This is a genomic window from Streptomyces sp. NPDC012825 (assembly GCF_042900925.1).
Classification (GTDB): Bacteria; Actinomycetota; Actinomycetes; order Streptomycetales; family Streptomycetaceae; genus Streptomyces.
In genome coordinates this window covers 176080-190835 of sequence record NZ_JBIBBZ010000003.1, presented here as the reverse complement: position 1 = coordinate 190835, position 14756 = coordinate 176080, and the positions used below count along the sequence as shown (strand labels likewise).

Annotated in this window: 16 protein-coding genes; 8 read left to right on the top strand and 8 right to left on the bottom strand. The window is 70.1% G+C overall.

Going from position 1 to position 14756, the window contains the following annotated elements; translation table 11 throughout:
* The first annotated feature begins 8 nt into the window (after positions 1-8).
* A complete protein-coding gene (rplI, locus tag ACFY7E_RS09455) occupies positions 9-455 on the top strand; it encodes a 50S ribosomal protein L9 (RefSeq protein WP_383433321.1) in 447 nt (148 codons plus the stop codon).
* 117 nt (positions 456-572) lie between these two features.
* Here rplI and ACFY7E_RS09450 read toward each other — a convergent pair whose 3' ends face one another.
* Positions 573-1910 (bottom strand): MATE family efflux transporter, encoded by a 1338-nt coding sequence (locus tag ACFY7E_RS09450; RefSeq protein WP_389482543.1) that lies wholly within the window; start codon positions 1908-1910, stop codon positions 573-575.
* Between the two features lie 421 nt (positions 1911-2331).
* Here ACFY7E_RS09450 and dnaB point away from each other — a divergent pair, with 421 nt between their 5' ends.
* Positions 2332-3810 carry a replicative DNA helicase gene (gene dnaB, locus ACFY7E_RS09445; RefSeq protein WP_383433315.1) on the top strand — a complete coding sequence of 493 codons (1479 nt, stop codon included), beginning with the start codon at positions 2332-2334 and terminating at the stop codon, positions 3808-3810.
* A 62-nt stretch (positions 3811-3872) separates the two neighbouring features.
* Positions 3873-5255, top strand: coding sequence for a serine hydrolase domain-containing protein (locus ACFY7E_RS09440; protein WP_389482540.1), 1383 nt, complete (start codon positions 3873-3875; stop codon positions 5253-5255).
* 107 nt (positions 5256-5362) lie between these two features.
* Here ACFY7E_RS09440 and ACFY7E_RS09435 read toward each other — a convergent pair whose 3' ends face one another.
* The 3 genes from ACFY7E_RS09435 to ACFY7E_RS09425 form a co-directional block, all read right to left on the bottom strand.
* On the bottom strand, positions 5363-5815 hold the full coding sequence (locus ACFY7E_RS09435) for a GNAT family N-acetyltransferase (RefSeq protein WP_389482537.1): 453 nt from the start codon (positions 5813-5815) through the stop codon (positions 5363-5365).
* Between the two features lie 37 nt (positions 5816-5852).
* Positions 5853-6311, bottom strand: coding sequence for a MarR family winged helix-turn-helix transcriptional regulator (locus tag ACFY7E_RS09430; protein ID WP_389482534.1), 459 nt, complete (start codon positions 6309-6311; stop codon positions 5853-5855).
* Between the two features lie 210 nt (positions 6312-6521).
* Positions 6522-7385 (bottom strand): GNAT family N-acetyltransferase, encoded by an 864-nt coding sequence (locus ACFY7E_RS09425; RefSeq protein ID WP_389482532.1) that lies wholly within the window; start codon positions 7383-7385, stop codon positions 6522-6524.
* Between the two features lie 237 nt (positions 7386-7622).
* Between ACFY7E_RS09425 and ACFY7E_RS09420 the strand changes: the two genes are divergently transcribed.
* The gene (locus tag ACFY7E_RS09420; RefSeq protein ID WP_389483340.1) at positions 7623-8900 is read left to right on the top strand and encodes a globin domain-containing protein; all 1278 of its coding nucleotides are present in this window, start codon (positions 7623-7625) and stop codon (positions 8898-8900) included.
* Between the two features lie 46 nt (positions 8901-8946).
* Here the strand turns inward: ACFY7E_RS09420 and ACFY7E_RS09415 are convergent, their stop codons facing one another.
* The 4 genes from ACFY7E_RS09415 to ACFY7E_RS09400 form a co-directional block, all read right to left on the bottom strand.
* Positions 8947-9426 carry an NUDIX domain-containing protein gene (locus ACFY7E_RS09415; RefSeq protein ID WP_389482529.1) on the bottom strand — a complete coding sequence of 160 codons (480 nt, stop codon included), beginning with the start codon at positions 9424-9426 and terminating at the stop codon, positions 8947-8949.
* A gap of 85 nt (positions 9427-9511) precedes the next feature.
* On the bottom strand, positions 9512-10408 hold the full coding sequence (locus ACFY7E_RS09410) for a LysR family transcriptional regulator (RefSeq protein WP_389482527.1): 897 nt from the start codon (positions 10406-10408) through the stop codon (positions 9512-9514).
* 291 nt (positions 10409-10699) lie between these two features.
* A complete protein-coding gene (locus ACFY7E_RS09405) occupies positions 10700-11872 on the bottom strand; it encodes a cystathionine gamma-lyase (RefSeq protein WP_389482525.1) in 1173 nt (390 codons plus the stop codon).
* 9 nt (positions 11873-11881) lie between these two features.
* The gene (locus tag ACFY7E_RS09400; protein WP_389482523.1) at positions 11882-12259 is read right to left on the bottom strand and encodes a phage holin family protein; all 378 of its coding nucleotides are present in this window, start codon (positions 12257-12259) and stop codon (positions 11882-11884) included.
* Between the two features lie 51 nt (positions 12260-12310).
* On the opposite strand from ACFY7E_RS09400, the gene ACFY7E_RS09395 reads away from it, so the two are divergent.
* The 4 genes from ACFY7E_RS09395 (at position 12311) to ACFY7E_RS09380 (ending at position 14707) form a co-directional block, all read left to right on the top strand.
* Positions 12311-12628: a cupin domain-containing protein gene (locus ACFY7E_RS09395; RefSeq protein ID WP_030206848.1), complete on the top strand. Its 318-nt coding sequence runs from the start codon at positions 12311-12313 to the stop codon at positions 12626-12628.
* Positions 12629-12799: 171 nt separating this feature from the next.
* Positions 12800-13018, top strand: a complete 219-nt coding sequence (locus ACFY7E_RS09390; RefSeq protein ID WP_356539710.1) for a DUF5326 family protein — start codon at positions 12800-12802, stop codon at positions 13016-13018.
* A gap of 345 nt (positions 13019-13363) precedes the next feature.
* Positions 13364-14128, top strand: coding sequence for an IclR family transcriptional regulator (locus tag ACFY7E_RS09385; RefSeq protein ID WP_383433264.1), 765 nt, complete (start codon positions 13364-13366; stop codon positions 14126-14128).
* A 138-nt stretch (positions 14129-14266) separates the two neighbouring features.
* On the top strand, positions 14267-14707 hold the full coding sequence (locus ACFY7E_RS09380) for an SsgA family sporulation/cell division regulator (RefSeq protein ID WP_125659784.1): 441 nt from the start codon (positions 14267-14269) through the stop codon (positions 14705-14707).
* Positions 14708-14756 lie beyond the last annotated feature (49 nt).

The window sequence follows — 14756 nt, the reverse complement described above, 5'->3', positions numbered from 1 at the left end:
ACCGACCAATGAAGATCATCCTGACCCACGAGGTTTCCGGCCTCGGTACCGCTGGCGACGTCGTCGACGTCAAGGACGGCTACGCTCGCAACTACCTGGTCCCGCGCGGTTTCGCGATCCGCTGGACCAAGGGCGGCGAGAAGGACGTGGCGCAGATCCGCCGCGCCCGCAAGATCCACGAGATCGCGACCATCGAGCAGGCCAACGAGATCAAGGCCAAGCTCGAGGGCACGAAGGTGCGCCTGGCCGTTCGCTCCGGCGACGCCGGCCGTCTCTTCGGCTCCGTGACCCCGGCCGACATCGCCTCGGCGATCAAGACCGCGGGTGGCCCGGACGTCGACAAGCGTCGCGTCGAGCTCGGTTCGCCGATCAAGACCCTGGGCTCGCACCAGGTGTCCGTGCGTCTGCACCCCGAGGTTGCCGCGAAGCTCGGCGTCGAGGTCGTCGCCGCGTAACGCTGCCTCCGGCAGTCTGCGCTCAGCAGTGAGGAAGGGCCGCACCCCTCGGGGTGCGGCCCTTCCGCCGTGTGTGCGGGCTTGCGCCGTTTCACGTGAAACGGCGCAGGCGTGGGGTCAGCGGGTGGCGCCCGTGACGATCCAGCGGCCCGAACGGGCGCGGAGCCAGAGCGTCAGCATCCGGACCGTCATCATCAGCGTCATCGCCCACCACACGGCGGTGAGCCCGCCGCCGAGGGCCGGTACCAGCAGGGCGACCGGAGCGAAGACGACGAGGGTCAGCAGCATGGCCCAGGCCAGATAGGGGCCGTCCCCCGCCCCCATGAGGACACCGTCGAGGACGAAGACCACCCCGGCGATCGGCTGGGAGACCGCGACCACGAGCAGGGCCGGGAACAAGGTGTCCTGGACCGCGGTGTCACCGGTGAAGAGCGGGACGAACAGGGGACGGGCGGCGACCAGGAGCACGCCGAGCACCACCCCGGAGACCACGCCCCACTCGACCATGCGGCGGCAGACCTGCCGGGCGCCCCGGGGATCGTCCGCGCCGAGGTAGCGGCCGATGATGGCCTGGCCCGCGATGGCGATCGCGTCGAGGGCGAAGGCCATCAGGCTCCACAGGGACAGGATGATCTGGTGGGCGGCGACCTCCGCGTCCCCCAGCCGGGCCGCGACGGCCGTGGCGATCATCAGGACCGCGCGCAGCGAGAGCGTACGGACGAGGAGCGGGACGCCGGCCCGGGCGGAGGCCCGGATGCCGGACGCGTCGGGACGCAGGGAGGCGCCGTGGCGGCGGGCGCCCCGCACGACCACGATGAGGTACGCGACGGCCATGCCGCACTGGGCGACGACCGTGCCCCAGGCGGAGCCCGCGATGCCGAGCCCGGCTCCGTAGACCAGTCCGAGGTTGAGCGCGCCGTTGGCCGCGAAGCCGCCGATCGCCACGTAGAGCGGTGTACGGGTGTCCTGGAGGCCGCGCAGGACGCCGGTGGCGGCCAGGACCACCAGCATGGCGGGGATGCCGAGGCTGGAGATCCGGAGGTAAGTGACGGCGTGGGGGGCGGCGGTGTCGGACGCTCCGAAGACACCGACGAGCCAGGGGGCGGTGGGCAGGGTCAGGGCGACGACGGCGGCGCCGAGGAGGAGTGCGAGCCAGATGCCGTCCATGCCCTGCCGGATGGCGGCCGGGAGGTCGCCCGCGCCCACGCGCCGGGCGACGGCCGCCGTGGTGGCGTAGGCGAGGAAGACGAAGACGCTGACGGCGGTGGAGAGCAGTGCCGCGGCGATCGCGAGGCCCGCGAGCTGGGGGGTGCCGAGGTGGCCGACGATGGCGCTGTCGACCATGAGGAAGAGCGGCTCGGCGACGAGGGCGCCGAAGGCCGGCAGGGCGAGGGAGACGATCTCGCGGTCGTGCTGACGACGGACAGCCTTGGGGGTCGGGGGAGCCTGACTCATGGGAGCAATCTAATCTTCCACAGGTAAGAGATACAAGGTGTTGCTGACCCTTACCTGTGGAGAGCGAAGGGCTCCGGATGTGAGCCGTTTGTTCTGATCTTGGCCCAGGAGGAAAACTTTTTCTCCCCCACAGCCGGTGGATGGGAAAAGAGCAGGTCACATGGGTGGTGTGGAGAGGGCTATGAGTTTGTCCACAAGGCTGTCCCCCGCTCTGTGCACAGGATCCGGCGAGTTCTCCACAGCATCTGGGCGTTCACCCACAGGCCCTGTGGATAACTGGATTGGCTGGAGCTCTCCACAGGCCTACCCTGGTCCGTCGCCCGACGTCCCGGAAGCGGTCGTGAAGCCACTCTCTGATCAGGTCCGTGGCGTGAAAGAGTGGCACGGCTAGGTCCGCGGAGCGGACGGAGGAGGTGGCTTGGTGAGCGTTCCCGAGGCCCTGGACGACCCCTGGGCCGACAGCGGACCGAGCGACCGGCTCCCCACCCGTACCCGGGGTGAACGCGGGCGCGGCCGCGGGCGCGACGACCAGCACGAGCGGGGCGGCGAAGGCGCCTGGGACGGCGGACTCTCCGGGTTCGAGCGCGTCCCCCCGCAGGACCTCGACGCCGAGCAGTCCGTCCTCGGCGGCATGCTGCTCTCCAAGGACGCCATCGCGGACGTCGTGGAGATCATCAAGGGCAACGACTTCTACAAGCCCGCGCACGAGACCGTCTACGCGGCGATCCTCGACCTCTACGCCAAGGGCGAGCCGGCCGACCCGATCACGGTCGGCGCCGAGCTCACCAAGCGCGGCGAGATCACCCGGGTCGGCGGGGCCTCCTACCTCCACACCCTGGTCCAGTCGGTGCCGACCGCGGCCAATGCCTCGTACTACGCCGAGATCGTCCACGAGCGCGCCGTCCTGCGCCGCCTCGTCGAGGCGGGCACCAAGATCACGCAGATGGGGTACGCGGCCGACGGGGACGTCGACGAGATCGTGAACTCGGCCCAGGCCGAGATCTACGCCGTCACCGAGCAGCGCACCACCGAGGACTACCTGCCGCTCGGCGACATCATGGAGGGGGCGCTCGACGAGATCGAGGCGATCGGCTCCCGCAGCGGCGAGATGACCGGTGTGCCGACCGGCTTCACCGACCTCGACTCGCTGACCAATGGTCTCCACCCCGGTCAGATGATCATCATCGCGGCCCGTCCCGCCATGGGTAAGTCGACGCTCGCCCTGGACTTCGCCCGCGCGGCCTCCATCAAGCACAACCTGCCCAGCGTCATCTTCTCCCTCGAAATGGGCCGCAACGAGATCGCGATGCGTCTGCTCTCGGCCGAGGCCCGGGTCGCGCTCCACCACATGCGCTCCGGCACGATGACCGACGAGGACTGGACGCGCCTGGCCCGCCGGATGCCGGACGTCTCCCAGGCCCCCCTCTACATCGACGACTCGCCGAACCTGTCGATGATGGAGATCCGGGCGAAGTGCCGGCGGCTCAAGCAGCGCAACGGCCTCAAGCTCGTGATCATCGACTACCTCCAGCTGATGCAGTCGGGTGGTTCGAAGCGCCAGGAGAGCCGTCAGCAGGAAGTCTCCGACATGTCGCGAAACCTCAAGCTCCTCGCCAAGGAACTGGAGCTTCCGGTGATCGCGCTCTCCCAGCTGAACCGTGGTCCCGAGCAGCGCACCGACAAGAAGCCGATGGTCTCCGACCTGCGTGAGTCCGGCTCGATCGAGCAGGACGCCGACATGGTGATCCTGCTGCACCGCGAGGACGCCTACGAGAAGGAGTCCCCGCGCGCGGGCGAGGCGGACATCATCGTCGGCAAGCACCGAAACGGCCCGACGGCCACGATCACCGTCGCCTTCCAGGGCCACTACTCCCGCTTCGTGGACATGGCCCAGACCTGACGTGTCATCCGGGATCTGCTGCCGTGCGTCCGCCGGGATGCGGGATCGCGTTGGATGGCCTCATGACGACATCTTTCGAAGCTCTGCTGCCCGGGACCGAGCGGGCCCTGCTGCACCGGATCGCGGTGGCCCAGGCCGAAGGACGGACGCCCTCCTTCGTGGGGGCGGTGGTCCGTGACGGGAAGCTCGTGTGGAGCGGATCGCGCAGTTGCGTGGACGGTCACGTGCCGGACGCCGACACGCAGTTCAGGATCGGCTCGATCACCAAGGTGTTCACCGCCGTCCTGGTGATGCGGCTGCGGGACGAGGGGGTCCTCCGGCTGGACGATCCGCTGGAGTCGCACCTCAAGGGGACGGGCGTCGGCGAGGTGACGATCGCCCAACTCCTGGGTCACAGCGGCGGACTCACCGCCGAGACGCCCGGTGCGTGGTGGGAGCGTTCGTCCGCCGCGCTGCGGCCGGGGCTCTCCGACGTCCTGGGGGAGCGGCCCTTCCTCCAGACACCGGGGCGCCGTCACCACTACTCCAACCCCGGCTACACCCTGCTCGGTTCACTGGTCGAGGAGCTGCGGGGGCGGCCCTGGGAGGAGGTGCTGCGGCGCGAGATCCTGAAGCCGCTGGGGATGCACCGTACGACGGGCGATCCGGTGGCTCCGCACGCCGGTGGCTGGGCGGTGCACCCCTGGGCCGATGTGATGCTCCCCGAACCGTCCGAGGACCTCGGCCTGATGGCGCCGGCGGGACAGCTCTGGTCGACGGCGGCCGACCTCGCCCGGTTCGCCGCGTTCCTCGCGGAAGGGGACGAGCGGGTGCTCGGCGCGGCCTCCGTGGCGGAGATGCGCGCTCCGGCCTCCGCGCCCGGTGAGGGCGAGTGGGAGGGGAGCTACGGGCTCGGACTTCAGCTCCTCCGCAGGGACGGCCGAACCTTGATCGGTCACACCGGCTCCCTGCCGGGCTTCGTCGCCTGCCTGTGGGCGAGCGTGGAGGACGGCCTCGCGGGGATCGCCCTCTCCAACGCCACCTCGGGGCCGCTGGTGGGGGCCGTGGCCGCCGATCTCGTACGGATCGTGGCGGAGGCGGAGCCGAGGTTCCCGGAGCCGTGGCGCCCCCTCCCCGTTGCGGAGGTCGACGAAGAGCTGCTGTCCCTGACCGGGCCCTGGTACTGGGGCACGTACGCCTACGGACTGCGGCTCGGTTCCGAGCGCGGTGTGGTGCTCGAACCCCTGCGTGGCCCCGGGCGGCGGGCCCGTTTCCGGGCGCTGCCCGACGGTGGCTGGGTCGGACTGAACGGTTACTACGAAGGGGAGACGCTCCGGGTGGTGCGGCGCCCCGACGGGAGGGTGAGCCATCTCGACCTCGGGTCCTTCGTCTTCACGCGCGAGCCGTACGAGCCGGGGGGCGCGGTGCCGGGAGGCGTGGACGAGGAGGGCTGGCGCGGCCTCTGAGCCACGGGCGGCTGTTTCACGTGAAACCGGGCGTTTCACGTGAAACAGCGCACCAGGCCGGAAGGACCGGAAGGAGGCGAGAGAGCCGGGCCCGAAGTGGGCGAGAGTCAGAGGGACTTCTTGAAGCCCACGTGGGAGGCCTCGAAGCCGAGCCGCTCGTAGAAGCGGTGGGCATCGGTGCGGGTGGCGTCCGAAGTCAGCTGGACCAGGCTGCAGCCCTGCCGACCGGACTCCTCGACCGCCCACTCGATGAGCTGCGTTCCGAGGCCGTTGCCCCGCTCGTCCGCGTGGATGCGGACGGCTTCGATGATCGAGCGGGTGGCTCCCTGACGGGAGAGCCCCGGGATGATCGTCAGCTGCAGGGTGCCGACGACCTTGCCCCCACGGGCGGCGACGACGAGAAGCTGGTGGGGATCGTCCGCCAGCCGCTCGAAAGCGGCGAGGTACGGGGCGAGGTCGTCGGGGGATTCCCGCTGCGCGCCCAAGGGGTCGTCGGCGAGCATCGCGACGATGGCCGGCAGGTCCTCCACGGTGGTCGGACGTATCTCAAGATCGCTCATGGGCCGCAGCGTACGCCCGGCCTTCTCCGCGTCCGATTCAGACGGGGACGCCCGCACCCTCCACGACCTGGACCAGCGGGGCCAGCTCGGGGTTCTTGGCCGCTTCGTCGAGGGCCTCGCGCAGGGCGCCGTCATTGGTGGGGCGGGCCTCTTCGAGGAGCTTCAGGCCCTCCTCGGTCACGTCGGTGTAGATGCCGCGCCGGTCGGTGGCGCAGAGGTACCGGGTGAGCAGGCCGCGGTCCTCCAAGCGGGTGACGAGCCGGGTGGTGGCGCTCTGGCTGAGCACGACCGCGTCGGCTACCTGCTTCATCTGGAGGTGGCCGCCGGGGCCGTTGTGCTGGCGGCTGAGGACGTCGAGCAGCGAGTACTCCCGCACGCTCAGACCGTGACGGGACTCCAGAGCGCGCTCAAGGTGGGACTCGATCCTGCCGTGCAGCAGGGAGAGGGCGCACCAGCGCTGGGAGAGCGCGGTGAGTGCGGGGTCCGTCGCGGTCATGGTCTCTCCTCGGTCTCTCCTCGGCGCCGGAGCGGCTCGAATCCAGCGTAAAGGATGAGACGCAATAATGGGCGTCTGCAAGTAAATCTGTTCTCGGGCGACCGGGAAGCCGGTAATCAGAAGTCAGAAGCCAGGTGGCAGGAGCCGGGAGCCAGAAGGGCCATGGCGGCCCCGCGCGCCGCCCGGCTTCCGGCCGCCGTGCTGGAGGAGCTACCCGGCCGCGACCGTGAGGGGAGCGAAGCGACGGCGCCAGTCGCCGGGGAGGTCCGGCAGGGAGCGGACCATCACCGCGTTCGTGGTGATGGAGTCGATGCCGTTCTCCTTCACCCAGCTCAGCAGGGACGTGTGGCGCACGTCGATGTCCGTGCGCAGGGGCCGGTCGGTGGCGGCGGCCAGGGAGGCGATCAGGGCCTTGGCCGTGGCCGGGTCCCGAGCGATCAGCGGTCCGACGACATGGGTGTCCATATTGGGCCAGGCCGCCGCGAAGCCCGTGATCTCGCCGTCCTCCTCCGCGACCCGGAGGTGGTCCGCGAAGGCGGGAAGCCGGGTGATCACATGGGTACGGTCCAGACCGAAGACCTCCAGGTCCAGGCGGAGGATCGCCTGGAGGTCCTCCGCCGTCGCCGGACGGACCGGAACGGCCGGAGGGGGCGTGGTGAAGGTGAAGCGTCCGCGCACCATCTCCGAACGGGACGTCTGCGCGAAGCCCAGCTGCTCGTAGAGGGGCTGCCCGTTCGCCGTGGCGTGCAGGGTGAGCGGGGTGTCCCCGGCCTCTTCCAGGACGTGCCGCATGAATCGGCGCCCCACCCCTTGGCGTGCGTACCGCTCGGCGACGAGCACCATGCCGATCGCGGCGAGTTCCGGACCGTACGAGGTGACCACGCACCCGGCGAGCAGTCCCTCACCTGCGGGGTCGTCGATGCCGTAGCCGGTGCCGGCGGTGAGCAGGAAACCCCACTTGTGCTCTTCACGGGGCCATTCCCGGTTCTCGGAGAGGTCGGCGCAGGCGAGGAGGTCATCGGGGGTGAGGCGCCGGACGGGGAGCTGCGCCAGGGCGACGGGAGGAATCGGCATGCCTTTCAGGCTGTCCGACGCATTGATCTTCCGTCCACCGCTTTACCGGATCTGATCGGCCACAGGAGGGTTGATCGTTCCCTCCCGTGGCATACGGACGGTGTTTCACGTGAAACGTTCCGTACTCACCGGAAGGGCCCTGGCCCATGGGAGGAAGCCCGACCTGTCAGGAAACCCTGCTCCAAAACAGCGCAGCTTAGCCAGAAACCCGGCCCTACGGACCGAGAACGCCACTTTCTGTCCCCGAAGGCGGTCGGGCCCCCCATGCTGCGTTCACGGAAGCCCGGCCAGCACAAGGCGAGGCACATGATGGATGCTCCGACCACCACGACGGACGCGAAGGACGCGGACGGGCACGAACCCCCGGCGGTGGACGGGAAGGAACCCCCCGCAACCCGAGGCCCCTCCGCCGACGCGGTCCTCGTCCGCCGCACCCTGGCGGAGATCGCACCGGTCGCCGACCGGGTGACCTCGTACTTCTACGCCCTGCTCTTCGTGCGGAGCCCCGGGCTGCGCGACATGTTCCCCGTCGCCATGGACGCCCAGCGGGACCGGCTGCTCAAGGCCCTCCTGACGGCGGCCGAGCACCTGGACAACGCCCCGGTCCTCACCGCGTACCTGGAGAACCTCGGTCGGGGCCATCGCAAGTACGGCACCCACCCCGCCCACTACCCGGCCGTCGGTGAGGCCCTCATCGGAGCCCTCGCCCGGTACGCGACGACGAGCTGGGACGACGCGACCCAGGCGGCATGGGTGCGCACGTACACGACGATCTCCCAGATCATGATCGACGCGGCGGCGGAGGACGAACGGTCCGCCCCCGCCTGGTGGCACGCCGAAGTGGTCTCCCACGACCTGCGCACCCCGGACGTCGCCGTCGTCACGCTCCGGCCCGACCAGCCGTACCCCTTCCTGGCCGGGCAGTACACGACGCTGGAGACGCCGTGGTGGCCGCGGATCTGGCGCCACTACTCCTTCGCCTCGGCGCCGCGGCCGGACGGGCTGCTCTCCCTCCACGTCAAGGCCGTCCCGGCCGGATGGGTGTCCAACGCGCTGGTCCACCGGGCCCGCCCCGGGGACGTGCTGCGGCTCGGGCCGCCGGGCGGCTCCATGACGGTCGACCACTCCACGGACACCGGGCTGCTCTGTCTGGGCGGCGGCACGGGGATAGCGCCGATCAAGGCCCTGGTCGAGGACGTCGCCGAGCACGGGGACCGGCGGCTGGTCGACGTCTTCTACGGGGCGCGCAGCGGTCACGACCTCTACGACATCGACACGATGCTGCGGCTCCAGAAGACCTTCCCGTGGCTCTCCGTCCACCCGGTCACCGGGGCGCAGGGACCCCTCCCGGACGCCGTCTGCCGCTACGGCCCCTGGGGCGAGCGCGACGCTTACCTCTCGGGCCCGCTGGACATGGTGAGGTGCGGGGTGGACGCGCTGCGGGGAGCGGGCGTCCCCTCGGAACGCATCCGCCACGACTTCCTGGCCGAACTGGCTCCCACGGTTTCCGGCTGACCCGGGCCGGGTCCGGCCGGGCCAAACCGGTCTGACCCGGGTCCGGTCAGCCCAGGTCCGGGGCGTGCATCGCGCGGACTCCCTCGATGTTGCCGTCGAGGTAATGACGCAGGGAGAGCGGGACGAGGTGCACGGCCGCGATGCCGACCCGGGTGAAGGGCACCCGCACGATCTCGTACTCGCCGACGGGCTCCTCCACCTCGGGCCCGTGCCGCAGGGAGGTATCCATGGAGCCGAGCCGGCACACGAAGAAGTGCTGGACCTTCACCCCGGAGACACCGCCGTCGACGATGTGCTCGACGGTGTCGACGAAACAGGGAACCACATCGGTGATCTTCGCGCCGAGTTCTTCGAGCACTTCCCGGTGCAGGGCTTCGACGACGGTGGAGTCGGTGGGCTCCACGCCGCCGCCGGGTGTGACCCAGTAGGGATCCATCCCCGGCTTGGTCCGCTTGATGAGGACGAGGTCGCCCCCGTCGAGCAGGATGGCGCGTGCGGTGCGCTTGATCACGGGCCGTTCGGTCATGTGAAGAAAATGGCCCGTTCGAAGGGGACTGAAACGCGACGGTCCGGCGGGGAGACGGGGAAATGGAACGGTCCCGTCGGGGGAGTCACCAGTCCGCGGCGGCGCTCAGCAGCGCCTCGTGCGCCCGGGCGAGGTGCGCGAGCGCGAGCGTCCCCGTCCGTACGACCAGGAAGTAGGTCCGCAGCGGCGGCACCGGGGGATCGAGGAGGGCCACGAGGCGCCCCTGTTCCAGGGCCTCCTCGCACAGATAGCGCGGCAGGACGGCGAGCCCCGCCCCGGAGGCGGCGGAGTCCCGCACGGCCCGCAGATCGGGGGCGATCACGGTGGCGGCGGCGGCCGGTCCGGTGTCGAAGACGCTCGCCCAGTAGCGGGACACGAACGGCAGCGACTCGTGCACCTCGACCACCGGAAGCTGCTCCAGGACCACGGCGCCCTTGCTCAGGAGCACCTCGGGGGAGAGCCGGGCCGCCCAGCGGGGCGCCGCGACCAGGACGTGCTCCTCGTCGCAGAGCGGGGTGGAGACGAGCAGGCCACCGCGCGGGCGGGCGGTGGTGACGGCGAGGTCGTGGTGGCCGGCGGCGAGTCCGTCGAGGATCTCCTCCGTGGTGACGGGGAGGGAGGTCCGCACGGCGAGGCCACGGCCGACCAGCGGGGTGAGGGCGGGCAGTACGCGGAGCGCGGTGAACTCCGGGGGTCCGGCGACGTGGAGGGTCCGGACGCCGCTCTCCTCGTCGAGTCCGGTCTCGGTGATCTCGACGAGGGCGTCCAGGTGCGGGGCGGCGCGGTGCGCCAGTTCGTCGCCGATGCTGGTCGGGGTGACGCCGCGCGCCCGCCGGAGAAAGAGGGGCCGCCCCAACTGGCGTTCGAGCGTCCGGATCTGGCTGGTGACCGCGGGCTGCGAGAGGCCCAGGAGGGCCGCGGCCCGGGTGAAGGAACCGGCCCGGTGCACCGTGACGAACGTCCGTAGTAGGGCAAGATCCATGTCCGCCCTCTCCCGGCCGCGGGGCCGTTCGACTCAGGCGGTCGGCTGACAACGCCTCAGGACCGTCCAACTATAAATAAGTCGATAGGTCTCTGTCGCTACCGTGATTGGACACTGACATTCGGTCAACTAGCCTTGTGCAGAAGGTTTCCGCGCGTGGAATCACGTGGAACCGAGGGCGTTCCGAGCCACGAGGGGGAGGCTCGGAGCGCCCCGCTCCCTGCGGGGAGACCCGTCCCCGCAGCTCAGCCGGTGGCACCGGACATGCCCAGCCGGTGGCACCGGACACGCTCAGTCGGTGGCACCGGACACGTCGAGGGCGCGCAGCACATCGGCGATCAGGTCCTCGGGGTCCTCGGCGCCGACGGAGAAGCGGATGAAGCCCTCCGTGACCGCGTCCCCGCCCCAGCGCCCGCGCCGCTCCGCCGTGGAGCGCACCCCGCCGAAGCTGGTGGCGTCGTCCACGAGCCGCAGCTCCTCCAGGAACCGCTCGGCCCGCTTCCGGTCCGCCAGCTCGAAGGAGACCACCGGTCCGAAGCGCCGCATCTGCCGGGAGGCCACGGCGTACGAGGGGTCACCGGGCAGCCCCGGGTAGCGCAGGCCGGTGACGTCCGCCCGGCCGGCGAGCGTCCGTGCCAGTTCCAGGGCGGTCGAGCACTGCCGGTCGATCCGCAGGTGGAGCGTGGCGAGCGAGCGGTGGGCGAGCCAGGCCTCCATGGGGCCGGGAATGGCGCCGACGATCTTGCGCCAGCGCCGCACCTCCGCCGCCCGCTCGGGATCGCGGCAGCTCACATGGCCGAGCAGGATGTCGCCGTGCCCGGTCATGCCCTTGGTGTCGCTGGCGACGGAGAAGTCCGCGCCCAGCTCCAGGGGCCGCTGACCGAGCGGCGTGGCCAGGGTGTTGTCGACGGCGACGAGCGCGCCCACGGCGTGCGCCTCACGTACCAGGCGGCGGATGTCGCAGGCGTCGAGCCCGGGATTGGACGGGGTCTCGAGCCACAGCAGCCGGGCCCCTTCGAGGACGGCGAGCTGTCCGTCTCCCCCGGTCGGGGCGGTGCGGACCTCGACCCCGTACGCCCGCAGCTGCTCGTGGAGGAGAGGCAGCGCCTGGTAGCCGTCGACCGGGAGGACCACGGCGTCGCCGGACTTCAGCTGGGAGAGGAGGACGGCGGAGATCGCGGCCATGCCGGAGGCGAAGACCAGCGTCTCGACGCCCTCCTCTCCCGGTGCCTCCAACTCGCCGATCGCCCGCTCCAGACGGGTCCAGGTGGGGTTCTCGTCGCGGCCGTAGGTGTACGGACCGGTCGCCTCGCCCGGCAGGTGGTAGTGGGCGGCGAACACCGGTCCCGGAAGGGTCGGCTCGTACTTCACCGGCTCGGGGAGGCCGGCCCGCACCGCGCGGGTCCCGTCGCCGAGCGCGGCGGTCGTCCGGGCGGGGCCGGAGGTGTGCTCCTCGTACGTCACGGTGCCCCCTCAGTCCCGGTCGGGGAGCACGACGTTCAGTGCCCAGGAGACGACGGAGATGATCAGGCCGCCCAGGACCGCGGTCCAGAAGCCCTCCACGTGGAAGCTGAGGTCGAGCTTGTCGGCCAGCCAGGAGGTGAGGAGCAGCATCAGGGCGTTCACCACGAGGGTGAACAGGCCGAGCGTCAGGACGAAGAGGGGAAGCGTGAACAGCCGGACGATCGGCTTCACCAGGGCGTTCACCAGACCGAAGACCAGTGCGACGAGAATGAGGGCCAGGACCTTCCCGCCGGTGCTCTCACCGGTCAGGGTGATGTCCTGGAGCAGCCAGATGGCGACTCCCAGGGCGCCCGCGTTCGCGAGCGTCTTGACTACGAAATTCATCATGTGTCTGATCGTGGCAGACGTGATCGGACCGAGGGCAGGGGCGGACGGGCGATGAAGGCATTCCGGCTGGACGAACTGGAGGCGGAGCGTGCCGCGAACAAGGGCGCGTACCTCCAGTTCCTGCGGGAGCGGAACATGTCGGTCGGCCTGTACGCGCTCGACGCCGGGGAACTCGACCCGCAGCAGCCGCATCGCCAGGACGAGGTCTACTTCGTGGTGAGCGGCCGGGCGGCGATCACGGTCGGGACGGAGACGACCCAGGTGGCGCGCGGCAGCGTGGTCTACGTGCCGGCCGGGGTGGAGCACAAGTTCCACCACATCAGCGAGGACCTGCGGGTCATGGTGGTCTTCTCGCCGCCGGAGGGCTGAGCGGGCCGGAGAAACCCGGGCCCGGATCCGGGAGACGAGCCCTGTCCCCCTAGGGGACGGATCAGGGGAGAGCGGGGGGCCCAGGGCCACCGACGGCCCCCTCGGACGCCTAGCCTTGAGAGTGTTCGGCGCGGAGTGCGCGGGACGGATCTTCGGAAGCGAGGTAGGACGATGGCCGTACGGGAGATGCTCGCGGGAACGCCCTGGTGGGTGAAGTGGGTCGCCATACCCGCCCTCGCCCTGCTCGTCTTCGGCGGACTGATCACCAGCGTCCTGACCTTCGTGATCGGGCTGCTCTTCAAGGTGTTGCTCTTCGTTGCCCTCGTCGCCGGACTGATCTACGTCGTAAGGAAGTTCAGCTCCTCCGGCCGCTCGCGCGAGGACTGGTAGCGGAGGACCGGCCGAGACGACCCGGCCACAGAAGCATGGTCACAGAAGCACGGCCACAGCGGCTCGATCCCGGCGGGCGAGTGGCCGAGGACGAGCACCGGTAACACAAGCCACTCGTCGGTACGGCGGCGGAGGAGAGCGTTAGCCCGGGCGGGGGAACGGACCGGGCGGAACGGGACGGGGGCCCGAAGGCTGCCACTACAGTGGAATCTCTCCGCCGCGATGGGGACTACAGGCGTAGACCTCCTTACTGACCAGCGGTTTCCCAGGCCCGGCGGGCGCGGGGGCGGCCCCCGCGGGCGGGTGCGACGCATCCGTCGTCACGCCTGGGGGTGACCTTCGGCCATGGCTACGCGGACAACTGCTCCTACCCTGATCGGCTCGGTGCAGCGCGCGCTGAGACTCCTGGAGGCCGTGGCCTCCCACGCGGACGGCGCCCCGGCGAAACAACTCGCCCGCGAGACGGGCCTTCCGCTGCCCACCACGTACCACCTGCTCCGCACCCTGACGCACGAGGGCTATCTGCTCCGCGAGAAGGGCGTGTTCGTCCTGGGGGACGCCGCCGTCAGGCTCGCCGCCGACGGAGCCGTGCAGAATCGTCGCATCAAGATCGAAAACTCTCTCGCCCGCTGGCGGGACGAGATCGGCGTCCCGGTCTACTTCGCCGTCTACCGGGAGGGGGAGGTCGAACTCGTCGCCGTGGCCGACACCCCCTCCGCTCCCGCGGTGGAGGAATGGGCGGATTTCCGCGAGACGGCGCACGCCCATGCGATCGGGCAGTGCCTGCTGAGTCAACTCGATCCGAAAACTCGTCAAGACCACCTTGACCGCCACCCGGTTGAATCCATCACTCCGTACACGGTGAGTAACCAGAGTGCGCTTTTGGAGCGTTTGGGTGGTTTGGGGAGAATGGAGCCCCTGGTGGAGCGTCAGGAATATGCGCTCGGCACGGTCTGCGCCGCAATCCCCATCACTGCGGGCTCCACGGCGGCCGCAATGGCCATTTCTCTCCCCCTCCACCAGCAAGAACGGTTGCTCCCAGCAGTCGTTCAACTACGCACAGAGATCGACAGGCTCTTCGGGGCGCTCGCGTTCTCTATCAGTATCTGAAAAATCACTCCTTGTGATCTGCTAGTGCTTACAGCACGATTGCGTCAAGAGGGCCACGGGGGATCATTCCTGGCCGTTTCGGTCACAGCTTTCAGCAGCTGTGTTTACACAACTGCTTCATCTACTGCGGGGTACATGATGCGAGAGTCGGTTCAGGCCGAGGTCCTGATGAGCTTCCTCGTCTCCGAGGAGCTCTCCTTCAAGATCCCGGTCGAACTGCGGTACGAGACCCGGGATCCCTACGCGGTGCGGATGACGTTCCATCTCCCCGGGGACGCACCGGTGACCTGGGCCTTCGGCCGTGAACTGCTGCTCGACGGGATCAACCGGCCGAGCGGGGACGGCGATGTGCACATCGCCCCGACGGAGCCCGAGCGGCTCTCGGACGTCTCCATCCGGCTCCAGGTCGGCGGTGACCGCGCCCTGTTCCGGGCCAGCGCGCCACCGCTCGTCGCCTTCCTCGACCGGACGGACAAGCTGGTTCCGCTCGGTCAGGAACGGGCCCTCGGTGACTTCGAGGACAACCTGGAGGCGGCGCTGGGCCGGATCCTGGCCGAGGAGAACGCCGGCCCGGCCTGAAATCGACGCACCGACACCGAGTTGTCCTGATCCGGTCCCTTCTGCGTAG